Raw genomic sequence first — 17,215 nt, 5'->3', positions numbered from 1 at the left:
GAGATCCGCCATGGACGGTTTCGTGCGCATGATCGGCGACCTGCTGGGCGGGATCATCGTCGCCGCCGTGCCCGCCAGCCCGCAGCAGCGGCCGGTGGAGCTGCTGCTGGCGCTGGTGTTCGCCGCCACGGTGCTGGCCGTCTTCGGCATCGGCGCGCTGACGCAGCCCGCCAAGCCGCGCCGCCGCGCCGTCGAGGTGGCGGAGGAGGCGGAGGCGCCGACCCTGCGGCGCGAGAACAAGGCGCTGCAGCGCCTCGTCGCCCCGGTGGAGCGGGCGCTGGTCGGCAACGACGAGGCGCGCCGCTCGGCCACCCGGCAGCAGCTGATGCGTGCCGGCTTCTTCGCGCCCAGCGCCACGGGCGTCTACCATGCGGTCCGCGCGGGGCTGGCGGTGACGTGCGGGGTGGCGGCGGCGCTCGCCGTGCCGCTGCTGCCGCCGGACGCGGAGACGGCGGTGCTGGCGCTGGTGGTGTTGTCGGGCGTGGCCTTCGGCTTCTACGCGCCGGCCGTCTGGCTGTCGGCGCGGGTGCGCGACCGGCAGCGGCAGATCCGGGAGGCGTTTCCCGACGCGCTCGACCTGCTGCTGGTCTGCGTCGAGGCCGGGCTGGGGCTGGACGCCGCCATCGCCCGCGTCGGCGACGAGCTGGCGCCCATCCACCCCGTGCTGGCCCAGCAGTTCCTGATCATGGGGCTGGAGCTGCGTGCCGGCCGCTCGCGCGAGGACGCGTTGCGTGGTCTGGGCGAGCGCAGCGGCCTGGACGAGGTGAACGCCTTCGTCAACCTGCTGGTCCAGTCCGACCGGTTGGGCACCAGCATCGGCGACGCGCTGCGCGTGGGTGCCGACGAGATGCGCACGCGCCGCATGCTGCGCGCCGAGGAGAAGGCGCACCAGCTGCCGGTCAAGCTGTCGGTGCCGCTGGTGCTGTTCCTGCTGCCGGGGCTGGTGACGGTGATCATGCTGCCGCCGGCCATCCAGATGCTGCGCATGCTGGGTCCCGCCATGTCCGGGCAATGAAAGGGAGAGGGACGATGACCGCGACGCTGCCGCTGATGCTGTTCGCCGTGCCGCTGGCCATGGCGATGGCGTGGGACCTGACCTCCTTCCGCATCCCCAACTGGCTGACCGGCGCGATGGCGGCGGCCTTCCTGCCGGCGGCGCTGCTGGCGCCGGACGGGGTGGCGCCGGACGGTGTAGCCTGGGCCGGGCATCTGGCGGCCGGCGCCGTCGCCTTCGCCGTGGGCGCGGCGCTGTTCGCGCTGCGCGCCATGGGGGGCGGCGACGTCAAGCTGCTGGGTGCGGCGGCGCTGTGGCTGGGGTTGGACCAACTGGCCATGTTCCTGCTGCTGACGGGGGCGCTGGGCGGGGCGCTGACGCTGGCGGTGCTGGCGTCGCGCCAGACGCTGCCGCCGCTGCTCGCCCACCTGCCGGGCGGCGGGGCGGTGACGCTGCCGCGCCTGCTGACGCCGGGGGAGGCGGTGCCCTACGGTGTCGCCATCGGCGCCGCCGCGCTGGCGCTTGCCGGGCATGTGCCGGTGGTGGGGTAGGGCGCGCTACGGCTTGAAGCAGCGGGCCATGTCCTGGTCCTTGCCCATGAGCTGGCAGGTGTAGCCGTTGTTGAAGTTGAAGCGGGTGCCGCGCGCGTCCATGCGGCGGGCGGAGATCACCGTCTGGTCGCCGCGCTTGAAATGCGCCCACATGGACGAATCCAGGTGGATGCGGATGCCGTTGGAGAACACCACGCTGCGGTCGCGGGTGACGAGGACGCTGACGTCGTTGTTGAACTTCATGCCGCCGGCCTGCGGCGTGGCGGCGAGGCCGTTGGTGCAGTTGACGCCGTCCGGCTGGACCGCGACGCATTCATAGGCCTTCGGCTGCGCCGCCGACAGCACCATGGCGTAGACCGCCACCTCAAGGACGCTCAACGGCATGACCACCTCCGTCCGGGCGGTCGCGGCCGGCAAGGTCCGGTTGCCGGCGTGCGGGAACGACCGTCCACATACGGTTGTGGTACCGCCGAATGGTTTCCAAAACAATAATGGCGTGAGCTAAGCCGCGCCTCAGATCCGCGCGACCATGGCGCGGACGGCGGCGAGCGCCCCGCACAACTCCTGTGCTTCCTGCGCCGCCGCCGGGGCGTCGCCGCGCACCAGCGCCTCTTCGATGGTGGAGCAGAGCGCGGCCAACTGCCGGGCCCCGGCGGTGCGGGCCGCACCGCCGGCCGCGTGCGCCGCCAGCCGCGCGCCGGTGAGGTCGCCCTCGGTCAGCTTGTGGCGGATCGTGCGGTGCAGGTCCTCCTCGTTGCGCAGGAACAGCGCGTACAGGTCGGTGACCATGGGATTGATGGCGCCGAAGTTGCGCAGCATCGGCTCCAGATCCAGCACGTCGGGATCGACGGCGGCGGGGCGGGGGGCATGCGGCACGGGATGGGTCATGGCGAAAGTCATCGGCCGACGCTCAATCCAGAGAGGTATTTTCGAGCATCGTCAGGCACGCACGGCCGGTCAATCCGGGGCGGGCCGGGGTGGGCGCGGCGAAAGGACGCTGCCGTCCGGATGGGGCGGGGAACCGCGGAGCGTCCGGCGGCGTTGCTGTCCACGGAGCAATGGTGGGTACCCCCATGGCGAAGGCATCCCAAACCCCGTGCGACGAACGGCCGTCACCGTCCCTGGCGCCGCCCCTGGCGCAGACCGTCGGGGTGCTGCTGCTGGCCGGCGCGCTGTTCGCCGCGGTGCTGCTGCTGGTGGATGGGCCGTTCGCCGGTCCCTGGCGGGTGGTGCTGGCGGTCGCCGTCGGCTTCGCCGCCGTCTACGCCGGCTGCCTGACCGTCGGCTGCTGCACCGGCGACCGCCGGCCCGGTGCCCAGGCGCGGCGAGGATGAGCGCAGCCCCGCTGGACAGCGTCATCGTCGGCGGCGGGCCGGCCGGGTTGACAGCGGCCATCTATCTGGCGCGCTACCGGCGCCGCTTCGTGGTGCTGGACGCCGGGGCCAGCCGCACCTCCTGGATCCCGCGCTCGCACAACCACGCCGGCTTCCCCGACGGCGTCACCGGCAACGAGCTGCTGGCGCGCATGCGCGCGCAGGCCGAGCGCTACGGTGCCGCCATCGAGCGCGCCGTGGTCGCCGCCGTGCAGCGCTGCGCCGACGCGGCCGACGGCGCCTTCGAGGTGCGCACGGAGGACGGGCGTACCTACCGCGCCCGCACGGCGGTGATGGCCACCGGGGTCATCGACGTGGAGCCGGTGCTACCCAACCTCTATCAGGCGGTGCAGCGCGGCTTGGTCCGCCATTGCCCGATCTGCGACGGGTACGAGGTGATCGACCACCGCGTGGGCGTGATCGGCCACGGCGCCGACGCGGTGGGGGAGGCGCTGTGGCTGCGCACCTATTCCCCCGACATCACGATGCTGACGCTGGGCCAGACCATGGACCTGACGGAGCACGAGCGCCGCCGCATGGCCCAGGCCGGCGTGCGCGCGGTGGAGGAGCCGGTGGTCGAGGTGCACACGGAGGCCGGCCGCATCACCGCGCTGACCACCGCGTCCGGCGAGCGGCTGGTGTTCGACACGCTGTATTCCGCGCTGGGCGCCGTGCCGCGCGTGGACCCGGCGCGGCCGCTGGGCGCTGCGCTGGGGTCGACCGGCCGCTTCACGGTGGGCGGGCACCAGCAGACCAGCGTGGAGGGGCTGTACGCCATCGGCGACGTGGTCGAGGGGCTGAACCAGATCTCGGTCGCCATGGGGCACGCGGCGCTGGCCGCCACCAGCATCCACCGCCGCCGGCTGAAAGACGAGGGGCGGCTGCTCACCGACTGAACTTTCCCCGTTCCGCGCTGTTCCTGCCTCGAAACGACACAGGGCAGGAGGGCGCCGTGAAGGGAAGGCTTTGGCCCGGATTCGCCGCGGCCGTGACGGGAACCATGCTCGCATGGCCCACTTGGGCGCCCGCCTGGGCGCAGGAGCAGCCGCCGCCCGTGCTGGGCGAGCCGCACCCCTGGCAGCTCTGGCATCAGGCGCCGGCCTCGCCGGTGATGGCGATGATGGACAGCTTCCACTACCTGCTGCTGTGGATCATGGTCGCCGTCTGCATCCTGGTGATGGTGCTGCTGGGCATCGTCATCGTGCGCTTCAACGCCAATCGCAACCCGGTGCCGTCCCGCACCTCGCACAACACGCTGATCGAGGTGATCTGGACCGTGGTGCCGGTGATCATCCTGGTGGTGATCGCCGTGCCGTCGTTCCGGCTGCTCTACTACGTCGACCGCGCCGTGGACGCGGAAATGACCGTCAAGGTCACCGGCCGGCAATGGTACTGGGACTATGAATACCCCGACCACGGCGGCTTCACCTTCTCCTCCATCATGATCCCTGAGGACCAGCTGAAGCCCGGCCAGCGCCGCCTGCTGGAGGTGGACAATCCCGTCGTGCTGCCGGTCGGCACCACGATCCGCATGCTGGTCACGGCCGGCGACGTCATCCATTCCTGGGCGCTGCCGGCCTTCGGCAACAAGGACGACGCCGTCCCCGGCCGCATCAACGAGACGTGGATCCGCATCGACAAGGAAGGCGTCTACTACGGCCAGTGCTCGGAGATCTGCGGCACCAGCCACGCCTACATGCCGATCCAGGTGGTCGCCGTCTCCAAGGAGCAGTTCGCCCGCTGGACCGAGGAGGCGAAGACCAAGTTCGCCTCCAACAACGCCGCTCCCAACGACACCGCTCCCAACGGGGCCGCCCCCACCCAACTTGCCGAACGCTGAAAGCGAGGACGACATGGCCGAGGAACCCCGCAAGGTCGGCGTCTACGACGATCGCACCGGTCCCGCGCCCGCGGCGCACGGGCATGACGACCACCACGACCACGCGCACACGCCGCCCTTCGCGCAGCGCTGGCTGTTCTCCACCAACCACAAGGACATCGGCACGCTCTATCTGATCTTCGCCATCGTCGCGGGGATCGCGGGCCTGGTCTTCTCCGCCATCATCCGGGCCGAGCTGCAGAGCCCCGGCGTGGACGTGGTGGAGGACGGGCAGGCGTGGAACGTGGTGGTCACCGCGCACGGCCTGATCATGGTGTTCTTCGTGGTCATGCCGGCGCTGATCGGCGGCTTCGGCAACTGGTTCGTGCCGATCATGATCGGCGCGCCGGACATGGCGTTCCCGCGCCTCAACAACATCAGCTTCTGGCTGCTGGTGCCGGCGCTGCTGCTGCTCTTCGCCTCGACCTTCGTCGGCGTGGGCGCGGGGACGGGGTGGACGGTCTACCCGCCGCTGTCCTCCGTCAGCCATCCGGGGCCGGCGGTGGACATGGCGATCTTCTCGCTGCACCTGGCGGGTGCGTCGTCGGTGCTGGGGGCGGCCAACTTCATCACCACCATCTTCAACATGCGCGCCCCCGGCATGACGCTGCACAAGATGCCGCTGTTCGTGTGGGCGATGCTGGTCACCGCCTTCCTGCTGCTGCTGGCGGTGCCGGTGCTGGGCGGTGCGATCACCATGCTGCTGACCGACCGCAACTTCGGCACGGCCTTCTTCAATCCGGAAGGCGGCGGCGATCCGCTGCTGTTCCAGCACCTGTTCTGGTTCTTCGGCCACCCCGAAGTCTACATCATGATCCTGCCCGGCTTCGGCATCGTCAGCCAGGTGGTGTCGACCTTCTCGAAGAAGCCGGTGTTCGGCTACCTGGGCATGGCCTACGCCATCGTCGCCATCGGCGTGGTGGGGTTCGTGGTGTGGGCGCACCACATGTACACGGTGGGCCTGGACGTCGACACGCGCGCCTACTTCACGGCGGCCACGATGATCATCGCGGTGCCGACCGGCATCAAGATCTTCAGCTGGATCGCCACCATGTGGGGCGGCTCCATCGAGTTCAAGACGCCGATGCTCTTCGCGCTGGGCGTCATCTTTCTGTTCACGGTCGGCGGCGTGTCGGGCGTGGTGCTGGCCAACGGCGGCTTGGACAAGTCGCTGCACGACACCTACTTCGTGGTGGCGCACTTCCACTACGTGCTCAGCCTGGGTGCGGTGTTCTCGATCTTCGCCGGCTGGTACTACTGGATCGGCAAGATGTCGGGCCGGCAGTATCCGGAGCTGTGGGGCAAGGTGCATTTCTGGATGACGTTCATCGGCGCCAACCTGACCTTCTTCCCGCAGCATTTCCTGGGCGTCGCCGGCATGCCGCGCCGCATTCCCGACTATCCGGACGCCTACGTGGGATGGAACATGGTGTCGTCGCTGGGCTCCTACGTCTCCTTCACCGGGCACATCATCTTCATCATCGCGGCCTTCTACACGATCTGGTACGGCAAGCGGGTGGGGGCGAACTACTGGGGTTCCGGCGCCACGACGCTGGAGTGGACGCTCAGCTCCCCGCCGCCGTTCCACCAGTTCGAGCGGCTGCCCGTGGTGAAGTGACGCCACGGGCCGGCAGGGGTGCGGCGTCTTGTCCGATGGAATCCACGAATATCCATTCGAGGGAAATACAAAGTATTAAGATTTCCCTGGCGATTTTGATCCCGATGTTTCGTTTCCGATTCGGCCGTGGGTCCTCCCGCGGCCGGATCCAGCGAGAAGAACGGACGGGGAGAGCGCCATGGGTTCGCTGGTCGGCAACATGAGGATCGGCACGAAGGTCTATGCGGTCGTCGGGCTGCTGGCCGTGGTGGCGATGGTGATTGCCGGGATCGCTTTGACGACGATTCGCACGTTGGGGAATAGCGTTGACGACATCCAGCGGGCTTCCGAACGCGCCGTGCTGGGCGAGCAGGTCAACGGCCTGATCCTCGCCGTGGTCATGGACTCGCGCGGCATCTACATGTCGCGCGACCGCCAGGAATCGGAGAAGTTCGCCAAGCCGCTCCTGGAGAACCTGCGCGTGCTGGAGCAGCGCATGGGTGACTGGCAGCGCCTGATGCCCGACGCGCGGCGAGGCGAACTGGCCGCCGGAATGGACAGCGTCCGCAGGTTCGTGGAGATCCGCAAGGAGCTGGTCCGCCTGTCGCGCGAGGACACGCTGGAGAAGGCCCGCGCCTTCGGCGACAACGATACCAGCCGCGCCAACCGCAAGAAGCTGAACGACGACATCCAGGCGCTGGCCGCCGTCCAGGCCAAGGAGGTCGCCGCCCAGAACGAGGCACTGGACGACTATGCCGCGTCGCGCATGCAGGCGATGATCGCCGTGGTGCTGATCGGCGTGCTCGGCGGCGCGGGGCTGGCCGTGCTGGCCTGCACCATCGGCATCACCCGCCCGGTGCGCGCCATCACCCAGGCGATCACCACGCTGGCCGCCGGCAATACCGCCGTGACCGTCCCTGGCCTCGACAAGCGCGACGAGATGGGCGACATCGCCCGCGCGGTCGAGGTGTTCCGCCAGAACGCCATCGACAAGGACAGCCTGACCGCCCAGCAGGCCGCGGAGCAGGCGAACCGCGAGCGCCGCGCCGCGGCCATCGAGCGGATGACCCGCGACTTCGAGGCGGCCGTTACCCGCGTGCTGGACGCCGTCACCACATCCGTGCGCGAACTGGACGGCACCGCCCAGGGCATGGCCGGCGTGGCCGAGCGCACCAGCGCGCAGGCAGCCTCCTCCTCCGCCGCAGCCGACCAGACCTCGGCAAATATCCAGACCGTCGCCGCCGCCGCCGAGCAGATGGCCGGCACGCTGCGCGAGATCTCCGGCCAGGTGGTGCGCTCCACCAGCATCGCCGGGCAGGCGACGCAAGAGGCGGAGAACACCAACGCCACCGTGCAGGGCCTTGCCGAAGCCGCCCAGCGCATCGGGCAGGTGGTCGAACTGATCAACTCCATCGCGGCGCAGACGAACCTGCTGGCGCTGAACGCCACCATCGAGGCGGCGCGGGCCGGAGAGGCCGGCAAGGGGTTCGCCGTGGTGGCCGGGGAGGTCAAGAGCCTCGCCAACCAGACCGCCAAGGCGACCGAGGAGATCCAGGCGCAGGTGACGGCCATGCAAGGCGCGACCGATGGCGCCGTCGGCGCCATCGCCGGCATCGCCAAGACCATCGGCTCCATGAACGAGATCGCCGCCGCCATCGCCGGCGCGGTGGAGGAGCAGACCGCCGCCACCCAGGAGGTCGCCCGCAACGTTCAGGAGGCGGCGACGGGCGCGCAGGAAGTGTCGCGCACCATCGGCCGGGTGTCGGAGGCCGCGGGCCAGACCGGGACGGCGGCGTCGCGCGTGCTGGGTGCGGCCAGCGAACTCGCCCGCGAGAACGACCAGCTCCGCGCGGAGGTGGAGCGCTTCCTGGCCGGCATCCGCGCGGCGTAGAAGCCCCTCCCCCCTTGCGGGGGAGGGGTTGGGGAGAGGGGGATAGCCGCCGGACGGCGGCAAAAGAGTCTTTTCCGGCTCCGCCGTAACCACCCTCTCCCCAACCCCTCTCCCGTCAAGGGAGAGGGGCTTTTACCTACGGTCCCTTCGCTCACTCCTCCATGGTGCGGCGGGGCGCGTAGCCGGCGGGCGGCGTCCAGGCGCGGACGAACTCCTCCAGCGCCGGGTCGGGCGTTTCGGGTAGCGCGACGCGCAGCGTCACGAACTGGTCGCCGCGCTGCCGCGTGTGCGGGTCCAGCACGCCCTTGCCCTTCAGGCGCAGCACGGTGCCGTTGTTGGCCCCCTTGGGCACGGTCAGCATCACCGCGCCGTCGACGGTGGGCACGCGCACCTTGGCGCCCAGCACCGCCTCGGCCAGCGTCACCGGCAGGTCGAGGTGGATGTCGTCCTTCTCGCGCCGGAACCAGGGGTGCGGGCGCACCTGCACGGTGACCAGGGCGTCGCCGGCCGGGCCGCCGCCGGCACCGGGCAGGCCCTGACCCTTCAGCCGCACCGTGGCGCCGTCCTCCAGCCCGGCCGGCAAATCGACGTCCAGCGTGCGCCCGTCCGGCAGGGCGACGCGGCGCTTGCCGCCCTTCACCGCCTCCAGGAAGTCGAGCGGCAGCGTCAGGCTGAGGTTGCCGCCCTTCATGCGCATCCCGGCGCCGCCGGGACCGGCCGTGCGCGTGCCAAAGCCGCCGTGCCCGCGCTGGCCGAACAGGTCGGAGAAGATGTGCGACAGGTCGTCGGCGGCGAAGGTGTCGGCGCCGGCCCAGGGGCCGCCGCCCGGCCCGCCGCCATGGCTGCGATGGTACTGGCGCTGCGGGCGTTCCTGGCCCTGGGCGTCGATCTCGCCGCGGTCGTAGCGGGCGCGCTTGTCGGGGTCGGACAGCAGGTCGTAGGCGGCGCTGATCTCCTTGAAGCGCTGCTCCGCGTCCTTCTGGCCGGCGTTGAGGTCGGGGTGCCATGTCTTGGCGAGCTTGCGGTACGCCTTGCGGATATCCTCCGCCGAGGCGCTGGGGGAAACACCGAGGATCTCGTAGGGCGTGCTCATGGGGTCTCGACCAGTGCCGTATGCACATTCGCTGATGAAGCATGTGCGCAAAGGTTAATGACAATTCAAGGGTGGCGCCCCCCTCTGGCATGAAAGCTCCGGCATCGCCATAATCGGGGCATGTGCGGACGCATGACCCTCGCCACCCCGGTCGCCGAGCTGAAGCGGATCTTCGAGTTTTCGGAGACGCCGAACCTGCGGCCGCGCTGGAACGTCGCCCCCACCCAGGACGTCGCCGCCGTGCGCCTGGGCGAGGACGGTGCCCGCCATCTCGATCTCCTGCGCTGGGGGCTGGTGCCGCACTGGGCGGACGACCCGGCGATCGGCAACCGCATGATCAACGCGCGCGGCGAGTCCGTGGCCGACAAGCCGGCCTTCCGCAGCGCCTTCCGCCAGCGCCGCTGTCTCGTCCCCGCCGATGGCTTCTATGAATGGAAGGCGGCCGGCAAGCGCAAGCAGCCCTACCTGATCCGCCGTCGCGACGGCCGGCCGCTGGCCTTCGCCGGGCTGTGGGAGCGCTGGCCGGGGCCCAAGGGCGCGCCGCTGCCGCAGCCGCTGGAAACGGTGACCATCGTCACCACGGCGGCCGGCGGCATGATCGCCGACCTGCACGAACGCATGCCGGTGATGCTGGAGCCGGAGCACTGGGGCCTGTGGCTGGACCCGCGGGCGCCACTGCCGATGGTGGAGGACCTGCTGCGCCCGGCGCCGGATCCGGCGCTGGAGGCCGTTCCCGTGTCCACCCGCGTCAACGACGTGCGCAACGACGACGACGCCTGCGTCGTGCCCTTCGATGCCCCGCCGACGCTGCTGTGAAGGGGCGCTGGCGGCGCTTCTGCTGCTGGCGGTGCCGGCGCAGGCCGCCACGGTGCCGGGCAAGACCTCGTCCGTGCCCAACACCCTGCTGAAGGGGCGGGGGATGGCCATTGAGGGCGACCTGCTGTCCGTCAACGGCACGCCGGTGCGCCTGATGGGCGTCGACGCGCCGGACGTCGGGCAGATGTGCAAGAACCGCTACGGGCACGAGCTGGACTGCTTCACCATCGCGCGCGACGTGCTGAAGACCCTGATCGAAAACGAGGAGGTGGAGTGCACCGTCGCCGACCAGGACCGCAACGGGCAGAAACAGGGCGAATGCCGGGTGCGCGGCGTCGACCTGGGCGGTGCCATGGTGGCGCGCGGCTGGGCCTTCACCTACCGCAGCCTGACCGGCGCCTACCAGAAGACCGAGGCCTATGCCATGAGCAAGCGCATGGGGCTTTGGGCTGGGCAAGTGGAAAAACCGTGGCAATGGCGCTCCCGCAGGCTACGCGAACAGGCGCGCTGACCTCTGCCAACGGGAGAGGGCACCTCGGCTTTTTTTCGGTTCGCCCGCCACACGGGGCGTGGTACGTTAACGAATGATTAAGGACATGACGCGACGGCACCACTCCGGTGCCGCGGCTGAGGGCAAAAGGCCCCTGGGACATCCGATGGGCGCGAAAGACCGGCACATGCGAGTCTACGCACGCGAACTGTACCAGCACCTGCCGTACCTGCGCCGCTACGCGCGGGCATTGACCGGTGCGACGGAGGTCGGCGACGACCTGGTGACCCGGTGCGTGGAGGTGGCCATCCTGGCACCGACGCACTTCGGCCTGTCGGAGGGATCGCGGATCCCCCTGTACGCGCTGCTGAACCTGCTGTTCGACGACGAGGGGGAGGGGCGCCCGGCCAACTCCCCGCATCCGATCGAGCGGGCGCTGGCGCGGCTGCCGGAGGATGACCGGCGGGTCTACCTGCTGGCGGCGCTGGAGGGTCTGACGCTGGGCGAGATCGCCCAGGTCATGCAGATCGCCCCGCCGGTGGCGGCGGAACGGCTGAAGCGCGCGCGCGACGGCGTGCGCGGGGTGCTGACGCAGCGCGTGCTGGTGGTCGAGGACAACCCGATCCTGGCGCTGGAGATCGGCTCCGTCGTAGCCGAGATGGGGCATGTGGTGTGCGGCACCGCGGCCACCCGGCGCGAGGCGCTGGAACTGGCGGAGAGCGCGCAGCCGACGCTGGCGCTGCTGGACGTGCGGCTGGCCGACGGTGACAGCGGCGTCGAGGTGGCCCGCCGCCTGCGCGAGGAGCAGAGGGCGCTGCGCACCATCTTCGTCACCGCCTTCGACGGCGATCTGGAGGAACTGGGGGCGCGCCACCTGGGGCAGGTCGTGCGCAAGCCCTTCACGGTGGAGGCCATCCGCACCGCCATCTCGCGGGCGGTGTTCATGCCCACGCCGGTGGCGCTGGCCTGACGGACGCATTGTTCGGCACGAAAAAAAAGGGGGCGGCCGGTTCGGGCCGCCCCCTTTTCGTGTTGGCGTCGGGATGTTCGCTCAGACCGTGGTCCGGCGGCCGACGAACATGCGGTACAGCGCCAGGATGATGATGGCGCCCACCACGGCGCCGATCAGGCCGGCCCCTTCGCCGGCACGGTACCAGCCGACCGCCTCGCCCAGGTAGGTGGCGACGAACGCGCCGGCGATGCCCAGAAGCGTGGTGATGATGAAGCCACCCGGATCACGCCCCGGCATCAGCAGCTTCGCGATGATACCGGCGATGAACCCGATGATGATCGTCCAGAGAATCTCCATGCCACTCTCTCCCTGTCAGTCAGGGCGCCTCCGCCCGATGGGATAACGGGCGGGACCGGCGATGGTTCAGTGTCGCCGATGGGGGAACCTTTGCGGTGAGGCCATGTTCTCCGCACGCCTCCAGGCTGCAGTTCCTGAGGAAAAAAGGAGAAACCCCATGAATGCCAAGGCAGTCGCCGCGCTTGCCGCGCTGGCGCTCCCGATGCTCGCCGCCCCGGCGCTGGCGCAGAGCACGACCGTCATCCAGACCACGCCCGTGGCACCCCAGGTGGTGCCGGACACCACCACCTCGACGCCCGCCGGCAGGGTGACCGTGCAGGGTGCCAGGGTATCGCAGAACCTGACGGCCGCCGACTTCCTGACGAACGCCGCCTCCAGCGGCCTGTTCGAGGTGGAGGCCGGCCGCCTCGCCGTGGACAAGGCCAACCGTGACCAGGTGCGCAGCTTCGGCCAGCAGATGGTGACCGACCACACCCAGGCCAACCAGGACCTGCTGGCGCTGGCCCGGCAGAACGGCATGGCCGTCCCGGCCACCATGCGGCCGGACCATCAGCAGCAGATCCAGGCGCTGTCGCGCGCCTCGGGCGCCGAGTTCGACCGGACGTACATGGTGGGGCAGGTGACCGCCCACGAGGAGGCGGTGAACCTGTTCTCCTCCGCCGCGAACTCGACCGCGCCGGACATGGCGCCGTTCCGCTCCTTCGCGGCGCAGACGCTGCCGATCCTGCAGAACCATCTGGCGATGGCGCAGAGCATGACCGGCACCGGCGTGCCGACGGCGAAGCAGTAGGCAATTACCCCAGGCGGACCTTGCGGATGTTCTCGGCGTACTTCTCGGGTCCGCCGGTGAAGGTGGCGGTGCCGGCGACGAGCACGTCGGCACCGGCCTCGACGGCGAGGCGCGCCGTCTCGGCGTTGATGCCGCCGTCGACCTGCAGGTCGATGGGCTTGCCGAGCGCGTCGATGCGCGCCCGCAGCTCGCGGATCTTGGGCAGCTGCGAGGCGATGAAGCTCTGGCCGCCGAAGCCGGGGTTGACGGTCATGATCAGCACGAGGTCCAGCTCCTCCAGCACGTAGTCGAGCGCCGACAGCGGCGTGGAGGGGTTGAGCGAGACGCCGGCCTTCACGCCCAGGCTCTTGATCAGCTGGATGGTGCGGTGCAGGTGGGCGCCGGCCTCGGCGTGCACGGTGATGATGTCCGCACCCGCCTTGGCGAAGTCGGGGACGTAGGGATCGACGGGGGCGATCATCAGGTGGACGTCGAAGACCTTGGCGGTGTGCGGGCGCAGCGCCTTCACGACGCCGGGGCCGATGGTGATGTTGGGCACGAAGTGGCCGTCCATCACGTCGATGTGGATGTAGTCCGCCCCGGCCGCGTCGATGGCGCGCACCTCCTCGCCCAGCTTGGCGAAATCGGCCGACAGGATGGACGGGGCGATCTTGATCGCGCGCATGACAGACACTCCAGGCAACGGGCCAGACAACAGGACGGCGCCGTCATAGCACCTTTCGCCCGGCCGGAAAAAGGCCTGTGGTCAGCCGCCGACCGCGCGGGCGAGGTAGGCGCGGCAGCCGTCCAGGGTGGAGAACTGCGGGTAGTCCAGCTCGGGCACGCGCAGCCCCAAGCGCCGCTCGATCCCCAGCACGAAGTTCAGGAAATCGACCGAGTCGATCTCGATCTGGTCGCGGAAGGGCTGGGCGGGGTCCAGCGCGGCCGGGTCGACGTCCGGCGCCACGGCGGTCAGCGCGTCGATGATCACGGTGTCGATCTCGCTGCGGCGTTGCGCGCCCGCTTCCATGGGATCCTCCGCTTCCCCCCGGCCCGTCCCGGGTGCATCATGCCTTCCAAGCGTGGCCGGGCACCCGGCAAAAGGCAAGGATCCAGAAGCCGCGACCGGGAGGGGCGCCATGTCGGTGAGCGAACTCGACGCCGTGTTCCGGCCCAAGGCGGTGGCGCTGGTGGTGCCGGACGACGGGCCGCTGGCGCACGCGGTGGCGCGCAACCTGGGGACCGGCGGCGGCATGCTGCTGCGCGTTGGCACCGGCCCCGGCGCGGCGCCGGCCCTGGCCGATCTGGGCAGCGTGCCGGAGTTGTGCGTCATCGTCGCCGCGGCGGAAAAACTGCCGGCCCTGGTGGCGGAGGCGGGCGGGCGCGGCGCCAGAGCCGCCGTGCTGATCAGCCCGCATCCGGCGGAGGCGCGGCTGTGCGCCGACCTTGCCGGGCTTGCCGCCGAGCATCGCATCCGCCTTGTCGGGCCGGCCAGCCTGGGTCTTGCCGTGCCGGGGCGGCGGCTGGTCGCCGGGGCCTTCCACCGGGCGCCGCAGGCCGGGCGGGTGGCGCTGGTCAGCCAGTCCGGCACGCTGGCGAGCGCCGTGGTGGACTGGGCGGCGCGGCGCGACGTCGGCTTCTCGCACGTGGTGACGCTGGGCGAGGTGGCGGACGTCGGTTTCGCCGACATGCTGGACTATCTGGCCGGGCAGGCGGAGTGCCAAGCGATCCTGCTCGCCCTGGACGGGCTGACGGAGGCGCGGCGCTTCATGTCCGCCGCCCGCGCGGCCTCGCGCGTAAAGCCGGTGATCGTGCTGCGCACCGGCCGCCATGACGACGCGGAGAGCACGCCCGACGCCGTCTTCGACGCCGCCTTCCGCCGCGCCGGCCTGCTGCGCGTGCACGACCTGGAGGAGTTGTTCGACGCGCTGGAGACGCTGGCCGTCGCCACGCCGATCCGCGGCGACCGGCTTGCCATCGTCGCCAACGGCCGCGGCATCGGCCGCCTCGCCGCCGACGCGCTGCTGGACGGTGCCGGGCGTCTGGCCCGGCCGGCGCACGACGCCAACCCGCTGGACCTGGGCGAGGGGGCGGGCGGGCCGGCCTTCGCGGCGGCGCTGAAGCGGCTGCAGGCCGATCCTGGGGTGGACGCGGTGCTGCTGCTGCACGCGCCCACCGCGCTGGCTGCGGCCGGCGACGTGGCGCACGCGGTGGCCGGAGCCATGCCGGGGGCCCGCGTCGGCGTGCTGACCAGCTGGCTGGGCGAGCGCGACGCGGAGCGGGCGGCGGGCGAGCTGGCGCTGCACCACGTGCCGGTGTTCGACACGCCGGACCGCGCCGTGCGCGCCTTCCTGCATGTCGTGCGCTTCCGCCGGAACCAGGAACTGCTCACATCCACGCCGCCCTCGGTGCCGGAGGAGTTCGTGCCCGACGCGGCGGCTGCCGCCCGCATCCTCGCCGACGGGGCGGCCCGCGCCGAGCTGACGGGGGAGGAGGCGCAGGCGCTGCTGGCGTCCTACGGCATCGCCGGAACGATGGACGACGACCTCACCATCCGCCTGCGCGAGGACCCGCTGTTCGGGCCGGTGCTGAGCGTGGGGCCGGTGGCCGTCCTGCCGCCGCTCGACCTCAAGCTGGCGCGCGAGGCGCTGGAGCGGGTGCCGGGCCTGCCGGTGGTGCTGCGCGAGGCGCTGGCCCTGCCGCTGGTCAAGCTGGCGCAGCTGGTCGGCGACCACGGGGAGGTCACGGCGCTGACGCTCGGCCCCGGCGGTGCGGCGGTGCGGCTTGGCGGGCGGCGCGTGCCGCCGGCCATCCGGCCGTACCCGAAGGAGCTGGAATACCCTTTCGCCCTGCCGGACGGCCGCGCCTTCCTGCTGCGCCCGGTGCGGCCGGAGGACGAGCCGGCGCTGAAGAGCCTGTTCCACCGCCTGACCGTGGACGAGATCCGCCTGCGCTTCTTCGCGCCGAAGGCGGAGCTGTCGCACACCACCGCCGCCCGCATGACGCAGATCGACTACGACCGCGAGATGGGCCTTGCGGTCGCCGACCCCGGCCCGCCCGGTCACGCCGCGCTGCATGGGGTGGCGCATTTGTCCTGCGATCCCTCCGGCGAGCGGGCGGAGTTCGCCATCATGCTGGCGCACGACATGGCCGGCCTGGGCCTCGGCCCCGTGCTGATGCGCCGGCTGATCGACCACGCCCGCGTGCGCGGCCTGCGCGAGGTGTATGGCGAGGTGCTGTTCGAGAACCGCGGCATGCTGAAGCTGTGCGAGGTGCTGGGCTTCAAGCGCACCAGCACGGCGGACGATCCCGGCGTGGCGCACGTGAAGCTGGTGTTCTGAGGGCGCCATGGACGCGGCTGAGGACGTGTGGGCGGCGGCGCGCGAGGAGTTGGGGAGCACGCCCGGCGGCGGATTCAACATGGGGTGGGCGGCGGTGGACCGGCACGTCGCGGCCGGGAACGGCGCGCGTACCGCGCTGCGCTGGCGCGGGCGCGACGGCGCCATCCGGACGGTCACCTACGCGGAACTTGCGGCCGACGGCAACCGCGTCGCCGACGCGCTGCGCCGGCTGGGCGTGCGGCAGGGAGAGGTGGTGTTCACCCTGCTGCCGCGCGTGCCGGCGCTGTACGCCGTCATGCTGGGGGCGCTGAAGGCCGGCTGCGTCGTGGCGCCGCTGTTCGCCGCCTTCGGGCCGGAGCCGCTGCGGCGGCGTCTTGTGCTCGGCCAGGCGCGGGTTCTGGTGACCACGGCGGCGCTGTGTTGCCGCAAGGGGATCGCCGGGCTGGAGGGGCTGCCCGTTCGTCTGGACGTCGTCACCATCGACGACCCGCCGCCGGGGGCGCGGGGGTTGGCCGACCTCATGGCGGAGGCCGACCCCGACGCGGCCTGCGCGCCGACCGGGCCGGACGACCCGGCGTTGCTGCACTTCACCAGCGGCACGACGGGCGCGCCCAAGGGGGCGGTGCATGGGCATGGCGCCTTGGTGGCGCAGCTCGCCACGGCGCGCCACGCGCTGGACGTGCGGGCGGGCGACGCCTACTGGTGCACCGCCGATCCGGGGTGGGTGACGGGCACGGTGTACGGCGTGCTCGCCCCGCTGGCCTGCGGCGCCACGCTGGTGGCCGACGAGGGCGACTTCGACCCGGCGCACTGGTACGCCGTGCTGGCGGAGGAGCGCGTCGCCGTCTGGTACACCACCCCCACCGCCATCCGCATGCTGATGCGCGTGGGCGACGAGTTGCCGCGCCGGCATGACCTCTCGGCGCTCCGCGCCTGCGCCAGCGTGGGCGAGCCGCTGAACCCCGAGGCGGTGACCTGGGGGGCGGCGGTGCTCGGCCAGCCCTTCCGCGACACATGGTGGCAGACGGAGACGGGGGCGATCATGCTGGCCAACACCGGGCCGGACGCCGTGCCCGGCGCGCTGGGCCACCCGATTCCGGGGATCGAGGCGG

At 71.3% G+C, this 17,215-nt stretch carries 19 protein-coding genes; 13 read left to right on the top strand and 6 right to left on the bottom strand.

Going from position 1 to position 17,215, the window contains the following annotated elements; all coding sequences use genetic code 11:
* Positions 1 to 10: 10 nt before the first annotated feature.
* Both VED21_RS13080 and VED21_RS13075 read left to right on the top strand, forming a co-directional pair.
* Entirely contained in the window at positions 11 to 1,015 is a 1,005-nt protein-coding gene (locus VED21_RS13080; RefSeq protein ID WP_324882808.1) for a type II secretion system F family protein, read from the top strand.
* Between the two features lie 14 nt (positions 1,016 to 1,029).
* Positions 1,030 to 1,545, top strand: coding sequence for an A24 family peptidase (locus tag VED21_RS13075; protein ID WP_324882807.1), 516 nt, complete (start codon positions 1,030 to 1,032; stop codon positions 1,543 to 1,545).
* Positions 1,546 to 1,551: 6 nt separating this feature from the next.
* Here the strand turns inward: VED21_RS13075 and VED21_RS13070 are convergent, their stop codons facing one another.
* Together VED21_RS13070 and VED21_RS13065 are read right to left on the bottom strand one after the other, a co-directional pair.
* Positions 1,552 to 1,929, bottom strand: a complete 378-nt coding sequence (locus VED21_RS13070) for a hypothetical protein (protein ID WP_324882806.1) — start codon at positions 1,927 to 1,929, stop codon at positions 1,552 to 1,554.
* Between the two features lie 129 nt (positions 1,930 to 2,058).
* Positions 2,059 to 2,433: an Hpt domain-containing protein gene (locus VED21_RS13065; RefSeq protein ID WP_324882805.1), complete on the bottom strand. Its 375-nt coding sequence runs from the start codon at positions 2,431 to 2,433 to the stop codon at positions 2,059 to 2,061.
* A 185-nt stretch (positions 2,434 to 2,618) separates the two neighbouring features.
* Between VED21_RS13065 and VED21_RS13060 the strand changes: the two genes are divergently transcribed.
* The 5 genes from VED21_RS13060 to VED21_RS13040 all read left to right on the top strand — a co-directional run bounded on the left by VED21_RS13060 (position 2,619) and on the right by VED21_RS13040 (position 8,285).
* Entirely contained in the window at positions 2,619 to 2,879 is a 261-nt protein-coding gene (locus VED21_RS13060) for a hypothetical protein (protein WP_324882804.1), read from the top strand.
* On the top strand, positions 2,876 to 3,814 hold the full coding sequence (locus VED21_RS13055) for an NAD(P)/FAD-dependent oxidoreductase (protein ID WP_324882803.1): 939 nt from the start codon (positions 2,876 to 2,878) through the stop codon (positions 3,812 to 3,814). Before VED21_RS13060 ends, VED21_RS13055 begins: the two co-directional genes overlap by 4 nt.
* Before the next feature lie 56 nt (positions 3,815 to 3,870).
* Positions 3,871 to 4,758: a cytochrome c oxidase subunit II gene (gene coxB / locus VED21_RS13050; RefSeq protein ID WP_324882802.1), complete on the top strand. Its 888-nt coding sequence runs from the start codon at positions 3,871 to 3,873 to the stop codon at positions 4,756 to 4,758.
* Between the two features lie 13 nt (positions 4,759 to 4,771).
* On the top strand, positions 4,772 to 6,415 hold the full coding sequence (ctaD, locus tag VED21_RS13045; protein WP_324882801.1) for a cytochrome c oxidase subunit I: 1,644 nt from the start codon (positions 4,772 to 4,774) through the stop codon (positions 6,413 to 6,415).
* 178 nt (positions 6,416 to 6,593) lie between these two features.
* On the top strand, positions 6,594 to 8,285 hold the full coding sequence (locus VED21_RS13040; protein ID WP_324882800.1) for a methyl-accepting chemotaxis protein: 1,692 nt from the start codon (positions 6,594 to 6,596) through the stop codon (positions 8,283 to 8,285).
* A gap of 151 nt (positions 8,286 to 8,436) precedes the next feature.
* Here the strand turns inward: VED21_RS13040 and VED21_RS13035 are convergent, their stop codons facing one another.
* Positions 8,437 to 9,378, bottom strand: coding sequence for a DnaJ C-terminal domain-containing protein (locus VED21_RS13035; RefSeq protein WP_324882799.1), 942 nt, complete (start codon positions 9,376 to 9,378; stop codon positions 8,437 to 8,439).
* A 132-nt stretch (positions 9,379 to 9,510) separates the two neighbouring features.
* On the opposite strand from VED21_RS13035, the gene VED21_RS13030 reads away from it, so the two are divergent.
* The 3 genes from VED21_RS13030 to VED21_RS13020 all read left to right on the top strand — a co-directional run bounded on the left by VED21_RS13030 (position 9,511) and on the right by VED21_RS13020 (position 11,654).
* A complete protein-coding gene (locus tag VED21_RS13030) occupies positions 9,511 to 10,194 on the top strand; it encodes an SOS response-associated peptidase (protein WP_324882798.1) in 684 nt (227 codons plus the stop codon).
* The gene (locus VED21_RS13025) at positions 10,172 to 10,705 is read left to right on the top strand and encodes a thermonuclease family protein (protein ID WP_324882797.1); all 534 of its coding nucleotides are present in this window, start codon (positions 10,172 to 10,174) and stop codon (positions 10,703 to 10,705) included. The genes VED21_RS13030 and VED21_RS13025 overlap by 23 nt, the downstream gene beginning before the upstream one ends.
* A 166-nt stretch (positions 10,706 to 10,871) precedes the next feature.
* A complete protein-coding gene (locus tag VED21_RS13020) occupies positions 10,872 to 11,654 on the top strand; it encodes a PhyR family response regulator anti-anti-sigma factor (protein WP_324882796.1) in 783 nt (260 codons plus the stop codon).
* 81 nt (positions 11,655 to 11,735) lie between these two features.
* Here the strand turns inward: VED21_RS13020 and VED21_RS13015 are convergent, their stop codons facing one another.
* Positions 11,736 to 11,993, bottom strand: a complete 258-nt coding sequence (locus VED21_RS13015) for a GlsB/YeaQ/YmgE family stress response membrane protein (protein ID WP_324882795.1) — start codon at positions 11,991 to 11,993, stop codon at positions 11,736 to 11,738.
* A gap of 157 nt (positions 11,994 to 12,150) precedes the next feature.
* Between VED21_RS13015 and VED21_RS13010 the strand changes: the two genes are divergently transcribed.
* Positions 12,151 to 12,783, top strand: a complete 633-nt coding sequence (locus VED21_RS13010; RefSeq protein WP_324882794.1) for a DUF4142 domain-containing protein — start codon at positions 12,151 to 12,153, stop codon at positions 12,781 to 12,783.
* 4 nt (positions 12,784 to 12,787) lie between these two features.
* Here the strand turns inward: VED21_RS13010 and rpe are convergent, their stop codons facing one another.
* A complete protein-coding gene (rpe, locus tag VED21_RS13005) occupies positions 12,788 to 13,447 on the bottom strand; it encodes a ribulose-phosphate 3-epimerase (protein ID WP_324882793.1) in 660 nt (219 codons plus the stop codon).
* Positions 13,448 to 13,528: 81 nt separating this feature from the next.
* Entirely contained in the window at positions 13,529 to 13,792 is a 264-nt protein-coding gene (locus VED21_RS13000) for an acyl carrier protein (RefSeq protein ID WP_324882792.1), read from the bottom strand.
* Between the two features lie 109 nt (positions 13,793 to 13,901).
* On the opposite strand from VED21_RS13000, the gene VED21_RS12995 reads away from it, so the two are divergent.
* Both VED21_RS12995 and VED21_RS12990 read left to right on the top strand, forming a co-directional pair.
* Positions 13,902 to 16,103 (top strand): GNAT family N-acetyltransferase, encoded by a 2,202-nt coding sequence (locus tag VED21_RS12995; protein ID WP_324882791.1) that lies wholly within the window; start codon positions 13,902 to 13,904, stop codon positions 16,101 to 16,103.
* Positions 16,104 to 16,110: 7 nt separating this feature from the next.
* A partial coding sequence (locus VED21_RS12990; RefSeq protein ID WP_324882790.1) for an AMP-binding protein occupies positions 16,111 to 17,215 on the top strand: 1,105 nt, incomplete at its 3' end.

Source organism: Azospirillum sp., assembly GCF_035627195.1.
Lineage (GTDB): Bacteria > Pseudomonadota > Alphaproteobacteria > Azospirillales > Azospirillaceae > Azospirillum.
Note: the sequence above shows the minus strand (reverse complement) of the source record. Positions and strands in the feature narration are given on the sequence as shown.

Bases quoted from the DNA above. Each gene is read 5' to 3' on its own strand.
- ctaD (WP_324882801.1), top strand. From the start codon at position 4,772: ATGGCCGAGGAACCCCGCAAGGTCGGCGTCTACGACGATCGCACCGGT.
- VED21_RS13025 (WP_324882797.1), top strand. From the start codon at position 10,172: ATGCCCCGCCGACGCTGCTGTGAAGGGGCGCTGGCGGCGCTTCTGCTG.
- VED21_RS12995 (WP_324882791.1), top strand. From the start codon at position 13,902: ATGTCGGTGAGCGAACTCGACGCCGTGTTCCGGCCCAAGGCGGTGGCG.
- VED21_RS13075 (WP_324882807.1), top strand. From the start codon at position 1,030: ATGACCGCGACGCTGCCGCTGATGCTGTTCGCCGTGCCGCTGGCCATG.
- VED21_RS13035 (WP_324882799.1), bottom strand. From the start codon at position 9,378: ATGAGCACGCCCTACGAGATCCTCGGTGTTTCCCCCAGCGCCTCGGCG.
- rpe (WP_324882793.1), bottom strand. From the start codon at position 13,447: ATGCGCGCGATCAAGATCGCCCCGTCCATCCTGTCGGCCGATTTCGCC.
- VED21_RS13065 (WP_324882805.1), bottom strand. From the start codon at position 2,433: ATGACCCATCCCGTGCCGCATGCCCCCCGCCCCGCCGCCGTCGATCCC.
- VED21_RS13030 (WP_324882798.1), top strand. From the start codon at position 9,511: ATGACCCTCGCCACCCCGGTCGCCGAGCTGAAGCGGATCTTCGAGTTT.
- VED21_RS13000 (WP_324882792.1), bottom strand. From the start codon at position 13,792: ATGGAAGCGGGCGCGCAACGCCGCAGCGAGATCGACACCGTGATCATC.
- VED21_RS13040 (WP_324882800.1), top strand. From the start codon at position 6,594: ATGGGTTCGCTGGTCGGCAACATGAGGATCGGCACGAAGGTCTATGCG.
- VED21_RS13060 (WP_324882804.1), top strand. From the start codon at position 2,619: ATGGCGAAGGCATCCCAAACCCCGTGCGACGAACGGCCGTCACCGTCC.
- VED21_RS13070 (WP_324882806.1), bottom strand. From the start codon at position 1,929: ATGCCGTTGAGCGTCCTTGAGGTGGCGGTCTACGCCATGGTGCTGTCG.
- VED21_RS13015 (WP_324882795.1), bottom strand. From the start codon at position 11,993: ATGGAGATTCTCTGGACGATCATCATCGGGTTCATCGCCGGTATCATC.
- VED21_RS13055 (WP_324882803.1), top strand. From the start codon at position 2,876: ATGAGCGCAGCCCCGCTGGACAGCGTCATCGTCGGCGGCGGGCCGGCC.
- VED21_RS13080 (WP_324882808.1), top strand. From the start codon at position 11: ATGGACGGTTTCGTGCGCATGATCGGCGACCTGCTGGGCGGGATCATC.
- VED21_RS13020 (WP_324882796.1), top strand. From the start codon at position 10,872: ATGCGAGTCTACGCACGCGAACTGTACCAGCACCTGCCGTACCTGCGC.
- VED21_RS13010 (WP_324882794.1), top strand. From the start codon at position 12,151: ATGAATGCCAAGGCAGTCGCCGCGCTTGCCGCGCTGGCGCTCCCGATG.